Here is a 17,645-nt window from a genome sequence, read left to right as displayed (position 1 = left end):
TCAGCGGAGTACTGATGCCCTGATCATCAACCTGACGCCGCAGGCGACCTGCTCTGTCAGCGACCTCAAGGCAACGAGAAACGACATCAGAAGGCCATTAATCGCGGCTATATAAATGACGCCAAATAATCCGCCCGAACTTTGCATGTCAAAATCATGCGGGCCACCAACCCCTCTATAAATGCAGGTAACATGCGTCGCTTTGCAGCCACTCGGCCTGACCATGTCCGCGACTTCCCGCTTTCCCTTTCTGCCCTATCTCTTCGCCTGCCTGCTGGGCCTGTTTGCACTCGCAGGCTTCTGGTACGGCCTCGGCCAACCGGTGATCCTGCCCGACGCCGCGACCCCGACGCATAAATTGCAGTGCGCCTCCTATACCCCGTTCGATAAAGACCAATCGCCGTTCGACGTGCCGTTCAAACTGCGCCCGGAGCGCATGGACGCCGATCTCGCATTGCTGGCGACACGCTTTGAGTGCATACGCACTTACTCGATGACAGGCCTGGAAGCGCTGCCGGATCTGGCGCGCAAACACGGCTTGAAATTGATGATCGGCGCGTGGGTCAACAGCAATCCGGTGGACACCGAGAAGGAAGTCGACCTGCTGATCAAATCGGCCAACGCCAACCCGGACGTGGTCAGCGCGGTGATCGTCGGCAACGAGGCGCTGCTGCGCAAGGAAGTCACCGGCGCGCAACTGGCCCGATTGATCAACAAGGTCAAAAGTCAGGTGAAGCAACCGGTCACTTACGCCGATGTCTGGGAGTTCTGGCTCAAGCATCCTGAAGTCGCGCCAGCGGTGGACTTTCTGACTATTCATTTGCTGCCGTACTGGGAAGATGATCCGTCGAACATCGACGTCGCCCTGCAGCATGTGGCGGATGTGCGCCAGGTGTTCGGTAATAAATTCGCGCCGAAAGACGTGATGATCGGCGAAACCGGCTGGCCAAGCGAAGGCCGCCAGCGTGAGACCGCCCTGCCGAGTCGGGTCAACGAGGCCAAATTCATTCGTGGTTTTGTCGCGATGGCCGAGAAGGAAGGCTGGCATTACAACCTGATCGAAGCCTTCGACCAGCCGTGGAAGCGCGGCAGTGAAGGCGCAGTCGGTGGCTATTGGGGCTTGTTCGATGCCGACCGTCAGGACAAGGGCGTGCTGGCAGGGCCGGTGACCAACGTCCCCTATTGGAAGGAATGGCTGGCGGTCGGTGGTTTGATTTTTCTTGGCACGCTGATTCTTGGCGGTCGCGTTCGCACCACGCGTTCGGCGCTGGTGTTGCCGCTGCTGGGTGCCCTCGCCGCTTGCTCGATTGGCGCCTGGGGTGATCTGGCACGGGTAACCACGCGGTTTGCCAGTGAGTGGCTGTGGGTCGGCTTGTTGACGGCGCTAAATCTGTTGGTATTGGCACACGCGGCGTTGACGCTGAGCGCCCGTACTGGCTGGCGTGAGCGGGCGTTCAATCTGCTGGAGCGCCGCGCAGGATGGCTGGTCGCGGCGGCAGGTTTTGCCGCAGCCGTGATGATGCTGGAGATGGTCTTCGATCCGCGTTATCGCAGCTTTGCGAGCATGGCGTTTGTGCTGCCAGCGCTGGTTTATCTGTGCCGGCCGGTCAGCGTGCCGCGTCGGGAGATTGCGTTGCTGACGTTTATTGTCGGCGCGGGAATTGCGCCGCAGCTGTATCAGGAAGGGTTGCAGAATCAGCAGGCATGGGGTTGGGCGTTGGTGAGTGTGTTGATGGTGGCTGCTTTGTGGCGCTGCCTGCGTGTTCGCAAGGACTGATCAAAAGCAAGATCAAAAGATCGCAGCCTTCGGCAGCTCCTACAAGGTGTACGCCATCTCAATGTAGGAGCTGCCGCAGGCTGCGATCTTTTCCATCAGGCAGTACGAGACTCGCGGACCAACCGCAACCCGGCAATCACCAACGCAAACACCGCAAACGTGGTGTTGTACAACGCCAGTGCCGGCACTCCGACCGCCAGCGCCAGCACCGCCAGCCACCACCCTGCCCGACCCGGCAATACAAACCCGATCAACGCCGCGCCCAGCGCCGTCCAGCCCAACACCTTGAAATGAATCATCAAGCCCAGGTTCGACCGCACCTGACATTCCCAGCGGCTGGCCTCGTCGACGCAGATGCCCACCCACTTTCCGTCTTCCATAAAGCCATAACGCGCGCCATAACTGGCGGCCAGCCACAACGGCAACAGAACGAGCAGCAAAATCACGGGCAAACGGCGGGACATGAAACACTCCAATCTTCGGAAATCGGCGGCCAGCTTAATCTGCCGCCAGCCGTGTGCAAGAACTAACAACTGTTAACTATTCATTCAGGGCGTGCAAAGTGTATCGTCCAGCTACTATTACTCCGAATTCTGCCTGTTTGGTGCCGCAGCATGGCACTTTGGCGCAACCCCGGTGGTCATAGCCTGCGAACTTCATTCGGCACCTTCCTCTAAGGGATCTAGTCATGCTCCGTTCCTTGCGCTTCGCCGCGCTGTTCAGCGGCCTTATTTTGAGTGCGTCCGCACTGGCGGTGGATATCGATGCCGCCAGTTATGGCTACCCCCTGACCAACCCGTTCGAGGCGACCATCGCCACGACGCCGCCGGACTTGCGCCCGGAATTGCCGCTGGACGACGACATCAATCAGTCGGACCGCAGCCTGACGTTGCGCCCGGAGCGAGAGTTCATCCTGCCAGACAACTTCTGGGCGGTGAAAAAACTCACCTATCGCATCGCCACCCAGGACAAACCGGCACCGCTGATCTTCCTGATCGCCGGCACCGGCGCGCGTTATGACAGCACCCTCAACGAATACCTGAAAAAGCTCTACTACAAGGCCGGCTATCACGTTGTGCAGCTGTCTTCGCCAACCAGTTTCGACTTCATCAGCGCCGCCTCCCGCTTCGCCACCCCAGGCGTGACCAAGGAAGACGCTGAGGACATGTACCGGGTGATGCAGGCTGTGCGCGCGCAGAACCCGAAACTGCCGGTGACCGAGTATTACCTGACCGGTTACAGCCTCGGCGCCCTTGATGCCGCCTTCGTAGCGCATCTGGACGAGACGCGCCGCAGCTTCAACTTCAAGAAAGTCCTGCTGCTCAATCCGCCGGTCAACCTCTACACCTCGGTGACCAACCTCGACAAGTTGGTGCAAACCGAGGTGAAAGGCATCAACACCAGCACCACGTTCTATGAACTGGTGCTGTCGAAGCTGACCCGCTACTTCCAGCAGAAAGGCTACATCGACCTCAACGATGCACTGCTTTACGACTTCCAGCAGTCCAAGCAGCACCTGACCAACGAACAGATGGCGATGTTGATTGGCACCTCGTTCCGCTTCTCGGCGGCCGACATTGCCTTCACCTCGGATCTGATCAACCGCCGCGGCCTGATCACTCCGCCGAAATTCCCGATCACCGAAGGCACCAGCCTCACGCCGTTCCTCAAGCGTGCGCTGCAGTGCGACTTCGACTGCTACCTGACCGAACAGGTGATCCCGATGTGGCGTGCGCGCACGGACGGCGGCAGCCTGCTGCAACTGATCGATCAGGTCAGTCTGTATGCGCTGAAGGATTACCTGCATGACAGCCCGAAAATCGCCGTGATGCACAACGCCGACGACGTAATCCTGGGCCCGGGCGACCTCGGTTTCCTGCGTAAAACATTCGGTGATCGCCTGACCGTTTATCCACTGGGCGGCCATTGCGGCAACCTTAACTACCGCGTCAACAGCGACGCCATGCTGGAGTTCTTCCGTGGCTAAATATCTCCTGCTGATGGCAGCGCTCCTCTGCGCAGGCGTGGCCCAGGCCGACAACAGTAAAGCCAACGCGCCGGTCGTCGTCGACAGCGACGGCTTCAAAGAGCCGCTGTCCAAACTCAAGTTCAACCCGGGGCTGGATCAGCGCGAGTTCGAGCGTTCGACGCTCAACGCGCTGAACGTCTACGACCCGCTGGAGTCGTGGAACCGCCGGGTTTACCACTTCAACTACCGCTTCGACCAATGGGTGTTCCTGCCGGTGGTCGATGGCTATCGCTACATCACGCCGAGTTTTGTGCGTACCGGGGTAAGCAACTTCTTCAACAACCTCGGTGACGTGCCGAACCTGGTCAACAGCCTGTTGCAGTTCAAAGGTCAGCGCTCGATGGAAACCACCGCGCGCCTGCTGCTCAACACCACCATCGGCATTGCCGGCCTTTGGGACCCAGCGACCGCCATGGGCCTGCCGCGCCAGAGCGAAGACTTCGGCCAGACCCTGGGCTTCTACGGTGTACCGGGCGGCGCCTACTTCGTGCTGCCAATCCTCGGCCCGTCGAACATCCGCGACACCGCCGGTCTTGCTGTGGATTACACCGCCGAATCAGCGATCAACTTCCTCAACGTCTCGGAAGTCAGCTCCAACCACCCGGAAATCTGGGCCCTGCGCGCGGTCGACAAGCGCTACCAGACCAGCTTCCGCTACGGCCAGATGAACTCGCCGTTCGAGTACGAGAAGGTGCGTTACGTGTATACCGAGGCGCGTAAGTTGCAGATCGCCGAGTAAAAACGGCAGGCACAAAAAAGGGCCATTCAATGAAAATTGAATGGCCCTTTTTATTGGCACAACACAAATCAACTGTAGGAGTGAGCCTGCTCGCGATAGCGGTGTACCAGCCACCATTTGCAGTGCTGACACACCGCTATCGCGAGCAGGCTCACTCCTACAAAGGGTTTTGTGTTGAATGTCAGTTTTTCAGGGCTTTCCAGATTTTGCCGACAACGGAAACCACCGCCAACACCACAGCACCAGCGATGATCCCCGCCACACCATTGAGCAACATCGGCACCGCAAACCCGGCACTCCCCGCCGCTGCGCCAACGCCTTCAATCCAGTGATGCACTACCGGCACACCGTGGGTGAGGATGCCGCCACCGACCAGGAACATCGCCGCCGTACCCACCACCGACAAGGTTTTCATCATGTATGGCGCGGCGCTGAGAATGGCGCTGCCGACTTTTTTCGCAAACTGCCCAGGCTTTTGCGTCAGCCACAGGCCGAGGTCGTCGAGTTTGACGATGCCCGCCACCAGGCCATAAACGCCCACCGTCATCACAATCGCAATGCCGGACATGACAATCACTTGCTGAGTCAGCGAGGCAGTTGCCACGGTGCCCAGAGTGATTGCGATAATCTCTGCCGAGAGAATGAAGTCGGTGCGAATCGCGCCTTTGATCTTGTCCTTCTCGTACGCCACCAGATCGGTCGCCGGATCCGCTACCGCCTCAGTCAGTTGCGCATGTTCGGCTTCATCTTCAGCCGCGCTGTGCAAAAACTTGTGCGCGAGCTTCTCGAAGCCCTCGAAACACAAGTACGCACCACCGACCATCAACAATGGCGTGACCAACCACGGCACGAACGCACTGATCGCCAGCGCCGATGGCACCAGAATCAGTTTGTTGACGAACGAGCCCTTGGCCACTGCCCAGACTACGGGGATTTCCCGTTCGGCACGCACGCCGGAGACCTGCTGGGCGTTGAGCGCCAGATCATCGCCGAGTACGCCGGCGGTCTTCTTGGCGGCCATTTTGCTCATCAACGCCACGTCGTCCAGCACGGTGGCAATATCGTCGACCAGCACCAGCAAACTGCTTCCTGCCATGAATCCTGTTTCCTTTTATGTATGAATGTTGCGAAGCATAACGCGACCTTAGACCACGCGGGGCATTCTTGAGCGCTGCGCGAGGCCGGTGCTACCATGCGCAACCGCCAGAACAGGCAAGGAACCACCGGGTTTATGAGCACAATCCGCGAGCGCAACAAAGAACTGATCCTGCGTGCCGCCAGTGAGGAGTTTGCCGACAAGGGCTTCGCTGCGACCAAAACCAGCGACATCGCCGCCAAGGCGGGATTGCCCAAGCCCAATGTCTACTACTACTTCAAGTCCAAGGAAAACCTCTACCGCGAGGTATTGGAAAGCATCATCGTGCCGATTTTGCAGGCCTCGACTCCGTTCAATCCGGACGGCGTACCGAGCGAAGTGCTGAGCGGCTACATCCGCTCGAAGATCCGCATCTCCCGCGACCTGCCCTTCGCCTCGAAAGTATTCGCCAGCGAAATCATGCACGGCGCGCCACACCTGAGCGCCGACCTGGTCGAGCAACTCAACGGCCAGGCCAAGCACAACATCGATTGCATCCAGAGCTGGATCGACCGCGGGCAAATTGCCCCGATCGACCCTAATCACCTGATGTTCAGCATCTGGGCCGCAACCCAGACCTACGCCGACTTTGACTGGCAGATTTCTGCGGTGACCGGCAAGGACAAGCTGGACGAGGCAGATTATGAAGCGGCGGCGCAGACGATAATCCGGTTGGTGTTGAAGGGGTGTGAGCCGGACTGAAGTTTTGCGGAGACGCCATCGCTGGCAAGCCAGCTCCCACAGGTTTTTGTGTTGAATTCAGATTTAGCAACCAACACAAATCCTTGTGGGAGCTGGCTTGCCAGCGATGGAGGCAACTCCATTCAAAATTGTTAAAGCCAGACTGCATCCCACAGCGGATAGTCGCCAATCTCTTCGACGAGTCCCGCCCGTAAAGGGTTAGCTACGACATATCGCGCCATTTTCACCAGATCCTCTTCCCGCCGCAGCGCACGGTCGTGAAAACCCTGCTGCCAAAGCGGTCCTTTCCGGTGGATGGACATATTCACTTCCCGCGTAACCAGCGACTTGGTTTCGCGCATCAGTTTTTTGAGCGAACAATTTTCCAGTTCGATCAGCCAGTGAAAATGATCCGGCATAACAACCCAGGCCAGTGATTTTGCTAGTCCAAGATTTTGCGCACGACGAAACTGATGAACGACCAATCTGCCCAAAGCGAAATCGGCAAAGATCGGTTCTCGACCAAGTGTGTTGGTAGTCAGTAAATAGATTCGATTCGGCTCGGCATAGCGGCCGGCTCGCAGGCGATGTGAAGCAGGAAGATCAGGCAATCCATTGCCCCTTCATGATGAGTTCATCAAAAGGCTAGACCTCAGCGATCTATTTGGCTGGATCTGTCTTTTTTCATGATGTGTCAGTCTAGCCGCCATCGCTGGCAAGCCAGCTCCCACAGGGTTTTGTATTGGTTACAAAATCTCAATACGACAGAGAACCTTGTGGGAGCTGGCTTGCCAGCGATGACTTTCGGTCAGACGCTAATGATCAAGCAGCCACCCCCGCATCCGCCCGCAACTCCAACGCCTCCACCGCCCTGATCGCCACCTGCTCATCAATATCCGACAAATCCCCGCTGATGCCGATCGCGCCCAGCACATTCCCCGCCTGATCCCGAATCAACACACCACCCGGTGCCGGCACGACGCTGCCTTGGCCCATGCTGTTGAGTGCGGCAATAAACGCCGGGCGTTGTTGTGCATCCAGTGCCAGCAGGCGTGAGCCTTTACCCAGGGCAATCGCCCCCCAGGCTTTGCCGATGGCGATGTTCGGACGTAGCAGGCTGGCGCCGTCTTCGCGTTGCAGGGTGATCAGGTGGCCGCCGGTATCGAGTACCGCGATGGTCAGCGGCGCGGCGTTGATGCCGCGCCCTGCAGTGATGGCTTGGTTGACCAGGTTGACTGCGACTTTCAAGGTTAAAGCGCTCATGGTGCCGTCCTCATTTTGTTATAGGGAAAGTCGTGGGCCTGCGGTTTTCTGCCGCAGCCCGATGCAACAAATAGAACACAATGAGTTATTTTTTTGTATACAATAATTCTCGAAAAGCGCCACATGCGACGAAAAGCCACAGTCAGACAGGCTTCCGACGAATGAAACAGGCGCTTGAGAAAATGGATTGACCTGCGCCGTCCGCCGTGAATACACTCTGCGCAAAGCCACTTGTATACAATTACAAAACGTAAAGAGGCACAAAACCATGAGCAAAATGAGAGCAATCGAAGCCGCCGTTCTGGTGATGCGCCGTGAAGGGGTTGATACCGCTTTTGGCATCCCGGGCGCTGCCATCAACCCGCTGTACTCCGCCTTGCAGAAGGTCGGTGGCATCGATCACGTCCTTGCTCGCCACGTGGAAGGCGCCTCGCACATGGCCGAGGGCTACACCCGCACCAAGGCCGGCAACATCGGCGTGTGCATCGGTACTTCCGGCCCTGCCGGTACCGACATGGTCACCGGGCTCTACAGCGCCTCGGCCGACTCGATTCCAATCCTCTGCATTACCGGCCAGGCACCCCGCGCCCGTATGCACAAGGAAGACTTCCAGGCTGTCGACATCACCAGCATCGTCAAGCCAGTCACCAAGTGGGCGACCACTGTTCTGGAACCGGGCCAAGTGCCTTACGCGTTCCAGAAAGCGTTCTTTGAAATGCGCTCCGGCCGTCCTGGCCCGGTGCTGATCGACCTGCCGTTCGACGTGCAGATGGCCGAAATCGAATTCGACATCGACGCTTACCAGCCGCTGCCATTGGCCAAACCGACCGCGACCCGCGTTCAGGTCGAGAAGGCTTTGGCTTTGCTGGATCAGGCTGAGCGTCCATTGCTGGTGGCCGGCGGCGGCATCATCAACGCCGACGCCAGCGATCTGCTGGTTGAGTTCGCTGAACTGACCGGCATCCCGGTGATCCCGACCCTGATGGGCTGGGGCACCATCCCGGACGATCACCCGTTGATGGTCGGTATGGTCGGTCTGCAGACGTCGCACCGTTACGGCAACGCGACCATGCTGAAATCCGACGTGGTGTTGGGTATCGGTAACCGTTGGGCCAACCGTCACACCGGTTCGGTTGACGTTTACACCGAAGGTCGCAAGTTCATCCATGTCGACATCGAAGGCACGCAGATCGGCCGCGTGTTCACGCCGGATCTGGGCATCGTTTCCGACGCCGCTGCTGCACTGACCGTGTTCATCGAAGTGGCCCGTGAATGGCAAGCCGCCGGCAAGCTGAAAAACCGCAGTGCCTGGCTGCAAGACTGCCAGCAGCGCAAAGCCAGCCTGCATCGCAAGACCCACTTCGACAACGTGCCGGTGAAACCACAGCGCGTTTACGAAGAAATGAACCAGGTGTTCGGCAAGGACACCTGCTACGTCAGCACCATTGGTCTGTCGCAGATTGCCGGCGCGCAGTTCCTGCACGTCTACAAGCCGCGTCACTGGATCAACTGCGGCCAGGCCGGTCCGTTGGGCTGGACCATTCCGGCAGCGCTGGGCGTGGTGAAGGCCGATCCGAGCCGGAAAGTCGTGGCCCTGTCGGGGGACTATGACTTCCAGTTCATGATCGAAGAACTGGCGGTCGGCGCTCAGTTCAAACTGCCGTACATCCACGTCGTGGTGAACAACTCGTACCTGGGTCTGATCCGTCAGGCGCAGCGCGGGTTCGAAATGGACTACTGCGTGCAGCTGTCCTTCGATAACCTGAACGCGCCGGAACTCAACGGTTACGGTGTTGACCACGTCGCAGTGGCTGAAGGCCTCGGCTGTAAAGCGCTGCGTGTATTCGAGCCCTCGGAAATCGCCCCTGCCCTGCGCAAGGCCGAACAGATGATCGAAGAGTTCAAGGTGCCAGTGATCGTCGAGATCATTCTGGAGCGTGTGACCAACATTTCCATGGGCACCGAGATCAACGCCGTCAACGAATTCGAAGACCTGGCGCTGGTCGGCAACGATGCGCCAACGGCGATTTCGCTGCTCGATTAACTGCTGACCGCTGATCGTTCCCACGCTCTGCGTGGGAACGCAGCCCGGGACGCTCTGCGTCCCAAAGCGGACGCAGAGCGTCCATTGAGGCATTCCCACGCAGAGCGTGGGAACGAGAATCTAGAACGGGAGACCACCATGCCGCGTTTCGCAGCCAACCTGTCCATGCTGTTCACCGAACAGGATTTCCTTGCCCGTTTCGACGCCGCCGCCAAGGCTGGTTTCAGCGGTGTCGAGTACCTGTTCCCGTACGACTTCAGCTCCGCTGAAATCAAGGCCAGGCTCGACGCCAATGGCCTGACCCAAGTGCTGTTCAACCTGCCGGCCGGTGACTGGGCCAAGGGCGAGCGCGGTATCGCGTGCCTGCCGGATCGGGTCGAAGAGTTCCGCGCCGGGGTCGATCTGGCGATTGCCTACGCGCAAGTGCTGGGCAACACCCAGGTCAACTGCCTGGCCGGTATTCGTCCGCAAGGCGTTGACGATGCCACGGTGGAAAAGACCTTCGTCGCCAACCTGAAATACGCCGCCGACAAGCTGCAGGCAGCGGGCATCAAACTGGTGATGGAAGCGATCAACACCCGCGACATTCCGGGTTTCTACCTGAACAACACGGCGCAAGCCCTGTCGATTCGCGAGCAGGTCGGCAGCGCCAATCTGTTCCTGCAATACGACATCTATCACATGCAAATCATGGAAGGCGATCTGGCCCGCACCCTGCAATCGCACCTGGGCGAGATCAACCATGTGCAGCTCGCGGACAACCCGGGGCGCAACGAACCAGGCACTGGTGAAATCAACTATCGGTTCCTGTTCGAACACCTCGATCGCATCGGTTATCAGGGTTGGGTGGGTTGCGAGTACAAGCCGCTGACTACCACCGAAGCAGGCCTCGGCTGGCTGAAAACCCACAACGCAATCTGACGCAGATCCCCTGTAGGAGTGAGCCTGCTCGCGATGAATTCACCTCGGTACACCTGATGTACCTCAGCGCCTGAATCGCGAGCAGGCTCACTCCTACATAAAAGCAGCTCCCTTTTTGCTTGAAGCAGCAATAAAAACAAGAGGATTTTCTCATGGCTAAAATCGGATTTATCGGCACCGGCATCATGGGCCACCCAATGGCTTCGAACCTGCAGAAAGCCGGTCACAGCCTGTTCCTGTCCGCGCACCACGACGCCGCCCCGGCCGACCTGGTCGCCGCTGGCGCCGTCGCCCTGGCCAACCCGCGCGAAGTGGCGCAGGAAGCTGAATTCATCATCGTCATGGTCCCGGATACCCCTCAGGTCGACGACGTACTGTTCCGCGCCGACGGCGTTGCCGCAGGCCTGAGCAAAGGCAAAATCGTCATCGACATGAGCTCGATCTCGCCAACCGCGACCAAGGCGTTCGCCGCCAAGATCAACGAGAAAGGCGCGCAGTACCTCGACGCACCGGTGTCCGGTGGTGAAGTCGGCGCCAAAGCTGCGACCCTGAGCATCATGATCGGTGGCGACGCCGATGCCTTCGAACGCGCGCTGCCGCTGTTCCAGGCCATGGGCAAAAACATCACCCTGGTCGGTGGCAATGGCGACGGTCAGACCGCCAAAGTCGCCAACCAGATCATCGTCGCGCTGAACATTCAGGCCGTTGCTGAAGCCCTGCTGTTCGCTTCGAAAAACGGTGCCGATCCAGCCAAGGTGCGTGAAGCACTGATGGGTGGTTTCGCCTCCTCGAAGATCCTTGAAGTGCACGGCGAGCGCATGATCAAAGGCACTTTCGATCCAGGCTTCCGCATCAGCCTGCACCAGAAGGATCTGAACCTGGCCCTGCAAGGCGCCAAAGAGCTGAACATCAACCTGCCGAACACCGCCAACGCCCAGCAAGTGTTCAGCACCTGCGCGGCCATCGGTGGCAGCAACTGGGACCACTCGGCGCTGATCAAGGGTCTGGAACACATGGCCAACTTCTCGATTCGCGACAACAAATAAGCCACTGCCCCGTCGCTCGTTCCCACGCTCTGCGTGGGAATGCAGCCCGGGACGCTCCGCGTCCCTGCCGAAGCGGACGCAGAGCGTCCATTGAGGCATTCCCACGCAGAGCGTGGGAACGATCATCAGCATTAACCAAGAACAATAAGATTGGGAGCCCGCCATGTCGGTCGATCCGCAACAACTGCTGCGCGAGCTGTTTGCCACAGCCATCGACGCGGCTCATCCGAACCAAGTCCTCGAAGCCCATTTGCCTGCTGATCGCAGCGGTCGGGTGATCGTCATCGGCGCCGGTAAAGCCGCCGCGGCGATGGCGCAAGTGGTCGAGCACTGCTGGGAAGGTGAAGTCACAGGCCTGGTGGTGACCCGTTACGGTCACGGCGCCCCGTGCGAAAAAATCGAAGTGGTCGAAGCCGCGCACCCGGTACCGGACGCTGCCGGTCTGGCCGTGGCCAAACGCGTGCTGGAACTGGTCAGCAACCTGACCGAGGACGACCGCGTAATCTTCCTGCTCTCCGGTGGCGGCTCTGCCCTGCTAGCGTTGCCGGCCGAAGGCATCACCCTCGCCGACAAGCAATCGATCAACAAAGCCCTGCTCAAATCCGGCGCGACCATCGGCGAGATGAACTGCGTGCGCAAGCACCTCTCGGCGATCAAGGGCGGCCGCCTCGGCAAGGCCTGCTGGCCTGCCACTGTGTACACCTACGCGATTTCCGATGTACCGGGCGACCTCGCCACGGTCATCGCTTCCGGCCCGACCGTGGCCGATCCAAGCACCTCCGCCGAAGCGCTGGCGATCATCAAACGCTACGGCATCGAGATTCCGGTTTCGGTACGCACCTGGCTGCAAAGCCCTGAGTCGGAAACCGTCAAACCCGGTGATCCAAGCCTCGCGCGCAGCCACTTCCAGTTGATCGCTCGCCCTCAGCAATCGCTGGACGCTGCGGCGGTGAAATGCCGTCAGGCCGGTTTCAGCACGCTGATCCTCGGCGACCTCGAAGGCGAATCGCGCGAAGTGGCAAAGGTCCACGCCGGTATCGCCCGCCAGATCATCCATCACGGCCAGCCATTGGCGGCACCGTGCGTGATTCTCTCCGGCGGCGAAACCACCGTGACCGTGCGCGGCAATGGCCGTGGCGGACGCAACGCCGAGTTCCTCCTTAGCCTCACCGACAGCCTCAAAGGCCAGCCCGGGGTTTACGCCTTGGCCGGTGACACCGACGGCATCGACGGCTCGGAAGATAACGCCGGCGCAATCATGACCCCGGACAGCTACGCCCGTGCCGCCGCCCTCGGTTTGAGCGCCAGCGACGAGCTGGATAACAACAACGGCTACGGCTATTTCGCGGCGCTTGATGCGCTGATCGTCACCGAGCCGACCCGCACCAACGTCAACGACTTCCGCGCCATCCTGATCCTTGAGAGCTGCAAATCATGACGCCTGATAAAAAGGTCAAAATCCTCGCCACCCTCGGGCCTGCTGTCGATGGCATCGAAGACATCCGTGAACTGGTCGAAGCCGGGGTCAACATCTTCCGCCTGAACTTCAGCCACGGTGATCACGCCGACCACGCCAAGCGCTATCAGTGGATCCGCGAAGTCGAGCGCCAGCTCAACTACCCGCTGGGCATTCTGATGGACTTGCAGGGACCGAAACTGCGCGTCGGCAAGTTCGCCGACGGCAAGGTGCAGTTGCATCGTGGTCAGGCGTTCCGTCTTGATCTGGACGCAACACCGGGCGATGAGCGCCGAGTGAATCTGCCGCATCCGGAGATCATTGCCGCGCTGGAAGCCGGCATGGATCTACTGCTCGACGACGGCAAACTGCGTCTGCGTGTGGTCACCAAATACGCTGACGCGATCGACACCACCGTGCTCAACGGCGGCGAGTTGTCGGATCGCAAAGGCGTCAACGTGCCGCAAGCAGTGCTCGACCTCAGCCCACTGACTGCCAAGGATCGTCGTGACTTGAGCTTCGGTCTGGAACTGGGTGTGGACTGGGTCGCGCTGTCGTTTGTGCAACGCCCGCAGGACATCATCGAAGCCCGCGCATTGATCGGCGACAAAGCCTTTTTGATGGCGAAAATCGAGAAGCCTTCGGCCGTTGAGCAACTGCGCGAAATCGCTGAACTGAGCGACGCGATCATGGTTGCCCGTGGCGATCTCGGCGTTGAAGTGCCGGCCGAAAGCGTGCCGCAGATTCAGAAGAACATCATCACCACCTGCCGCGAACTCGGCAAACCGGTGGTGGTGGCGACGCAGATGCTTGAGTCGATGCGCTTCTCCCCTGCCCCGACCCGCGCCGAAGTGACTGACGTTGCCAACGCCGTGGCCGAAGGCGCCGATGCGGTGATGCTGTCGGCGGAAACCGCGTCCGGTGAATACCCGCTCGAAGCGGTGCAGATGATGAGCAAGATCATTCGCCAGGTGGAAAACGGCCCGGATTATCAGACCCAACTCGACGTCAGCCGGCCGAAAGCTGAAGCGACCGTTTCCGATGCGATCAGCTGCGCGATTCGTCGTATCAGCAACGTGCTGCCGGTGGCGGTGCTGGTCAACTACAGCGAGTCCGGTGCGTCGAGTTTGCGTGCAGCGCGGGAACGGCCGAAAGCGCCGATCCTCAACCTGACGCCGAACCTGCAGACCGCACGGCGTTTGAGCGTGGCGTGGGGCATTCATTCGGTGGTCAACGATCGCCTGCGTCAGGTCGATGAGGTTTGCTCCACCGCGCTGGAAATCGCCCAGGCGCAGGGTATGGCCGAGCGCGGCGACACACTGCTGATCACTGCGGGGGTGCCGTTCGGGCAGCCTGGGTCGACTAACTCGCTGCGGATCGAAACATTGATTTAACCGCCCACCATGATCGTTCCCACGCTCCGCGTGGGAATGCGGCCCGGGACGCTCTGCGTCCCAAGAGCAGACGCAGAGCGTCCTATGAGGCATTCCCACGCAGAGCGTGGGAACGATCAGTATCGAATGACATGCCATGCCTGCCAATCACTTCAACACCCACTGCCCCGACTGGGCCGAGGCTTTGCTCAACGGTTTCAGTCAAATATTCCTCCAGCGCCATCCGCTGTGCGGCCTGCTGTGCCTGTTGGCGATCCTGCTGACCGCGCCGGTGCTGTTCGCCGGTGCGCTGCTCGGTGCCGTCGCCGGTTTGCTCACCGCACAACGGCGCAACTACGCCAAGGCTGATCGCCAGGCCGGACTGTTCAGCTACAACGGCGTGCTGCTCGGCCTGCTGCTGAGCCTGTATTTCCCCTGGTCGCCAATGCTGCCACCGCTGATTCTTGCCGCTGGCGGCTTGAGCGCAATGGTCACGCAGCAATGGCTCAAACACGTCTACAGCAGCCGCTCCATACCGGCCTACACCTCACCGTTCGTGGCCATGAGCTGGATCCTGCTACTGTTCGCCGAGCCGTCGGCGCCGATGGCGCACATCGAGATGAACACGCTGAACCTGCTCGCCGCTGAACTGCGCGGCTTGGGTCAGGTGATGTTCCTCGGTCATCCACTGGCCGGCGCATTGATCGCCGTCGGTTTGCTGATCGCTGATCGCCGTGCATTCTGCTGGGCGCTGCTGGCGTCGGCGATCGGCCTCGGCTCCAGTCTGCTACACCACGAAACCAGCGCTGCACTTTTAGGCCTCGGCAGCTATAACGCCGTGCTCGCCGCCCTCGCCTTCTCCGCGCAACGCCAACAACCGTGGCTGCCGCTGGTCGGCATCGTGTTAGCGCTGCTGGTTACACCGCTGTTTGCCGCCGTCGGCCTCGCCACGTTGACCGCGCCGTTCATCCTCGCCGGCTGGCTGATCCGCGCCGGGATTCAGATGCTCGGCAAAGCCAGCGTCGGGCGTGCGCCTTGCGCTCATGGGGAGAATCAACCTAGGCTGCGCTGATCTTCGATTCAGGCGTTATCCATGGACAGCAGCAACAGTTGGCGCGAACGGCTTTACGTGATGATTTTCCAGAGCGACACCCGCGCCGGGCGTCGCTTCGACGGCATCCTGCTGTTGATCATCCTCGCCAGTCTGGTGATCGTGATGCTCGACAGTATCGACAGCATTCACCAGAACTATGCCGACGTGCTGGCCTACATCGAGTGGGGCTTCACGATCATCTTTCTCGGCGAGTACATCCTGCGTCTGTACTGCTCGCCCAAGCCGTTGCGCTACGCCTTCAGCTTTTACGGGCTGGTGGATTTGCTGGCGATCGTGCCGGGCATCCTCGCCCTGTATTACAGCGATGCGCAGTACCTGCTGATTATCCGGATCATCCGCATGCTGCGGATTTTCCGCGTGCTCAAGCTCAGCCCGTACCTCAAGCAAGCCAATTATCTAATGTCGGCGCTGCGCGGCAGCAAGCAGAAGATCGTGGTGTTTCTGGTCAGCGTCTGCACCCTGGTGACGGTGTTCGGCACCTTGATGTATGTGATCGAAGGCCCCGAGCATGGCTTCACCAGCATTCCCAAAGGCATCTATTGGGCGATCGTCACGCTGACCACCGTGGGCTTCGGTGACATCGTGCCGAAGACCCCGCTGGGCCAGGTGATTTCGTCGCTGGTGATGATCACCGGTTACTCGATCATCGCCGTGCCGACCGGGATTTTCACCGCCGAACTGGCCAACGCCATGCGCGGCGAACAGCTGCAACACGATTGCCCGGTGTGCAAGAAAAACAGCCATGAACATGGCGCCGCGTTTTGCTCGCGATGCGGCAATGCGCTGTTTAAGAAACTGGAATAAGCAAAGAGCTTTTTAATCTTTAAACGACTATGCGCGCGCCGTTATAGTCAGTGGCAATTGAACATCACCCCCGAACCTGTAGGAGCTGCCGCAGGCTGCGATCTTTTGATCTTGATGTTGTAAAAACAAAATCAAAAGATCGTCCGAACGCGGCCCGAGCCTTCGGCAGCTCCTACATAAATAGACAACAAGGAATGCGCAGTGAAAAAACTCTTTGGCGCCTCACTTCTCGCCGCCGGCCTGGCCTTGGCCAACATCGCTCAGGCAGCCCCGACGCTGCTCAACGTTTCCTACGACGTGATGCGCGATTTCTACAAGGACTACAACACTGCGTTCCAGAAACACTGGCAAGCCGAGCACAACGAAAACATCACCGTACAGATGTCCTTCGGCGGCTCGAGCAAGCAAGCGCGTTCGGTGATCGATGGCCTGCCGGCTGACGTCATCACCATGAACATGGCCACCGACATCAACGCCCTCGCCGACAACGGTAAACTGGTCCCGGAGAATTGGGTCACGCGTCTGCCGAACAACAGCGCACCGTTCACCTCGGCCACCGTATTCATCGTGCGCAAAGGCAACCCGAAAGCCCTGAAAGACTGGCCGGATCTGCTCAAGGATGGCGTGCAAGTGATCGTGCCAAACCCGAAAACCTCGGGCAATGGCCGCTACACCTACCTGTCGGCCTGGGGTTATGTGCTGAAGAACGGTGGCGACGAAAACAAGGCCAAAGACTTCGTCGGCAAACTGTTCAAGCAAGCGCCGGTGCTGGATACCGGTGGCCGCGCCGCCACCACGACCTTCATGACCAACCAGATCGGCGACGTGCTGGTGACCTTCGAAAACGAAGCGGAGATGATTGCCCGCGAGTTTGGTCGTGATCAGTTCGAAGTGGTTTACCCGAGCGTTTCGGCTGAGGCTGAGCCGCCGGTATCGGTGGTCGACAAAGTGGTCGACAAGAAAGGCTCGCGTGCAGCGGCGGATGAGTACCTGAAGTACCTGTGGTCGCCGGAAGGTCAGGAGATTGCGGCGGCAAACTACCTGCGTCCGCGTGATCCGGCGGTGCTGGCGAAGTACACCGATCGTTTCCCGAAAGTTGATTTCCTTTCGGTGGAGAAAACGTTTGGTGACTGGCGTACGGTGCAGAAGACTCACTTCAATGATGGTGGGGTTTTCGATCAGATTTATAGCGGGCAGTAAGGCTTGAGCTGACATAAAAAGGCGACCCACAGTGGTCGCCTTTTTTGTGGCCGCCTTACCCTC

The 17,645-nt window shown here is 59.5% G+C and carries 16 protein-coding genes; 12 read left to right on the top strand and 4 right to left on the bottom strand.

Annotated elements, in window-relative coordinates:
- The first annotated feature begins 181 nt into the window (after positions 1–181).
- Positions 182–1,777 (top strand): beta (1-6) glucans synthase, encoded by a 1,596-nt coding sequence (locus tag CKW26_RS22455; protein WP_095050216.1) that lies wholly within the window; start codon positions 182–184, stop codon positions 1,775–1,777.
- 95 nt (positions 1,778–1,872) lie between these two features.
- On the opposite strand, the gene CKW26_RS22450 is transcribed toward CKW26_RS22455, so the two are convergent.
- Complete coding sequence (locus tag CKW26_RS22450) at positions 1,873–2,241, bottom strand: hypothetical protein (RefSeq protein ID WP_095050215.1); 369 nt, start codon at positions 2,239–2,241, stop codon at positions 1,873–1,875.
- A 224-nt stretch (positions 2,242–2,465) separates the two neighbouring features.
- Here CKW26_RS22450 and CKW26_RS22445 point away from each other — a divergent pair, with 224 nt between their 5' ends.
- Positions 2,466–3,764 carry a serine protein kinase PrkA gene (locus tag CKW26_RS22445; RefSeq protein WP_007919928.1) on the top strand — a complete coding sequence of 433 codons (1,299 nt, stop codon included), beginning with the start codon at positions 2,466–2,468 and terminating at the stop codon, positions 3,762–3,764.
- Positions 3,757–4,545, top strand: coding sequence for a VacJ family lipoprotein (locus tag CKW26_RS22440; RefSeq protein WP_034151542.1), 789 nt, complete (start codon positions 3,757–3,759; stop codon positions 4,543–4,545). The genes CKW26_RS22445 and CKW26_RS22440 overlap by 8 nt, the downstream gene beginning before the upstream one ends.
- Positions 4,546–4,726: 181 nt before the next feature.
- Here the strand turns inward: CKW26_RS22440 and CKW26_RS22435 are convergent, their stop codons facing one another.
- Positions 4,727–5,641: a DUF808 domain-containing protein gene (locus CKW26_RS22435; RefSeq protein ID WP_095050214.1), complete on the bottom strand. Its 915-nt coding sequence runs from the start codon at positions 5,639–5,641 to the stop codon at positions 4,727–4,729.
- A gap of 135 nt (positions 5,642–5,776) precedes the next feature.
- Here CKW26_RS22435 and CKW26_RS22430 point away from each other — a divergent pair, with 135 nt between their 5' ends.
- Positions 5,777–6,382, top strand: coding sequence for a TetR/AcrR family transcriptional regulator (locus tag CKW26_RS22430; RefSeq protein ID WP_007919931.1), 606 nt, complete (start codon positions 5,777–5,779; stop codon positions 6,380–6,382).
- A gap of 131 nt (positions 6,383–6,513) precedes the next feature.
- Here CKW26_RS22430 and CKW26_RS22425 read toward each other — a convergent pair whose 3' ends face one another.
- On the bottom strand, positions 6,514–6,972 hold the full coding sequence (locus tag CKW26_RS22425; protein ID WP_095050213.1) for a transposase: 459 nt from the start codon (positions 6,970–6,972) through the stop codon (positions 6,514–6,516).
- Positions 6,973–7,183: 211 nt separating this feature from the next.
- Positions 7,184–7,624, bottom strand: coding sequence for a heme-binding protein (locus CKW26_RS22420; protein WP_095050212.1), 441 nt, complete (start codon positions 7,622–7,624; stop codon positions 7,184–7,186).
- Between the two features lie 268 nt (positions 7,625–7,892).
- On the opposite strand from CKW26_RS22420, the gene gcl reads away from it, so the two are divergent.
- The 8 genes from gcl to CKW26_RS22380 all read left to right on the top strand — a co-directional run bounded on the left by gcl (position 7,893) and on the right by CKW26_RS22380 (position 17,582).
- Positions 7,893–9,668 carry a glyoxylate carboligase gene (gene gcl, locus CKW26_RS22415; protein ID WP_007919935.1) on the top strand — a complete coding sequence of 592 codons (1,776 nt, stop codon included), beginning with the start codon at positions 7,893–7,895 and terminating at the stop codon, positions 9,666–9,668.
- 138 nt (positions 9,669–9,806) lie between these two features.
- On the top strand, positions 9,807–10,589 hold the full coding sequence (gene hyi / locus CKW26_RS22410; protein WP_095050211.1) for a hydroxypyruvate isomerase: 783 nt from the start codon (positions 9,807–9,809) through the stop codon (positions 10,587–10,589).
- A gap of 152 nt (positions 10,590–10,741) precedes the next feature.
- On the top strand, positions 10,742–11,635 hold the full coding sequence (locus CKW26_RS22405) for a 2-hydroxy-3-oxopropionate reductase (RefSeq protein ID WP_007919937.1): 894 nt from the start codon (positions 10,742–10,744) through the stop codon (positions 11,633–11,635).
- A 163-nt stretch (positions 11,636–11,798) separates the two neighbouring features.
- Entirely contained in the window at positions 11,799–13,073 is a 1,275-nt protein-coding gene (locus CKW26_RS22400) for a glycerate kinase (protein ID WP_095050210.1), read from the top strand.
- A complete protein-coding gene (gene pyk, locus CKW26_RS22395; protein ID WP_095050209.1) occupies positions 13,070–14,485 on the top strand; it encodes a pyruvate kinase in 1,416 nt (471 codons plus the stop codon). The genes CKW26_RS22400 and pyk overlap by 4 nt, the downstream gene beginning before the upstream one ends.
- A 136-nt stretch (positions 14,486–14,621) precedes the next feature.
- Positions 14,622–15,536 carry an urea transporter gene (locus CKW26_RS22390; RefSeq protein ID WP_095050208.1) on the top strand — a complete coding sequence of 305 codons (915 nt, stop codon included), beginning with the start codon at positions 14,622–14,624 and terminating at the stop codon, positions 15,534–15,536.
- Between the two features lie 21 nt (positions 15,537–15,557).
- Entirely contained in the window at positions 15,558–16,382 is an 825-nt protein-coding gene (locus CKW26_RS22385; protein ID WP_007919942.1) for an ion transporter, read from the top strand.
- A 201-nt stretch (positions 16,383–16,583) separates the two neighbouring features.
- Positions 16,584–17,582 (top strand): sulfate ABC transporter substrate-binding protein, encoded by a 999-nt coding sequence (locus CKW26_RS22380; protein ID WP_007950301.1) that lies wholly within the window; start codon positions 16,584–16,586, stop codon positions 17,580–17,582.
- The last annotated feature ends 63 nt before the right edge of the window (positions 17,583–17,645 follow it).

The sequence above is a fragment of the Pseudomonas sp. Irchel s3h9 genome (assembly GCF_900187475.1).
Taxonomy (GTDB): Bacteria; Pseudomonadota; Gammaproteobacteria; order Pseudomonadales; family Pseudomonadaceae; genus Aquipseudomonas; species Aquipseudomonas neuropathica.
This window is presented reverse-complemented; position numbering and strand designations above follow the sequence as displayed.

Excerpts from the sequence above, each read along its gene's own strand:
- CKW26_RS22420 (WP_095050212.1), bottom strand. The coding sequence starts at position 7,624 with ATGAGCGCTTTAACCTTGAAAGTCGCAGTCAACCTGGTCAACCAAGCC.
- CKW26_RS22445 (WP_007919928.1), top strand. The coding sequence starts at position 2,466 with ATGCTCCGTTCCTTGCGCTTCGCCGCGCTGTTCAGCGGCCTTATTTTG.
- pyk (WP_095050209.1), top strand. The coding sequence starts at position 13,070 with ATGACGCCTGATAAAAAGGTCAAAATCCTCGCCACCCTCGGGCCTGCT.
- CKW26_RS22450 (WP_095050215.1), bottom strand. The coding sequence starts at position 2,241 with ATGTCCCGCCGTTTGCCCGTGATTTTGCTGCTCGTTCTGTTGCCGTTG.
- hyi (WP_095050211.1), top strand. The coding sequence starts at position 9,807 with ATGCCGCGTTTCGCAGCCAACCTGTCCATGCTGTTCACCGAACAGGAT.
- CKW26_RS22405 (WP_007919937.1), top strand. The coding sequence starts at position 10,742 with ATGGCTAAAATCGGATTTATCGGCACCGGCATCATGGGCCACCCAATG.
- CKW26_RS22385 (WP_007919942.1), top strand. The coding sequence starts at position 15,558 with ATGGACAGCAGCAACAGTTGGCGCGAACGGCTTTACGTGATGATTTTC.
- gcl (WP_007919935.1), top strand. The coding sequence starts at position 7,893 with ATGAGCAAAATGAGAGCAATCGAAGCCGCCGTTCTGGTGATGCGCCGT.
- CKW26_RS22455 (WP_095050216.1), top strand. The coding sequence starts at position 182 with ATGCAGGTAACATGCGTCGCTTTGCAGCCACTCGGCCTGACCATGTCC.
- CKW26_RS22435 (WP_095050214.1), bottom strand. The coding sequence starts at position 5,641 with ATGGCAGGAAGCAGTTTGCTGGTGCTGGTCGACGATATTGCCACCGTG.
- CKW26_RS22390 (WP_095050208.1), top strand. The coding sequence starts at position 14,622 with ATGCCTGCCAATCACTTCAACACCCACTGCCCCGACTGGGCCGAGGCT.
- CKW26_RS22400 (WP_095050210.1), top strand. The coding sequence starts at position 11,799 with ATGTCGGTCGATCCGCAACAACTGCTGCGCGAGCTGTTTGCCACAGCC.
- CKW26_RS22430 (WP_007919931.1), top strand. The coding sequence starts at position 5,777 with ATGAGCACAATCCGCGAGCGCAACAAAGAACTGATCCTGCGTGCCGCC.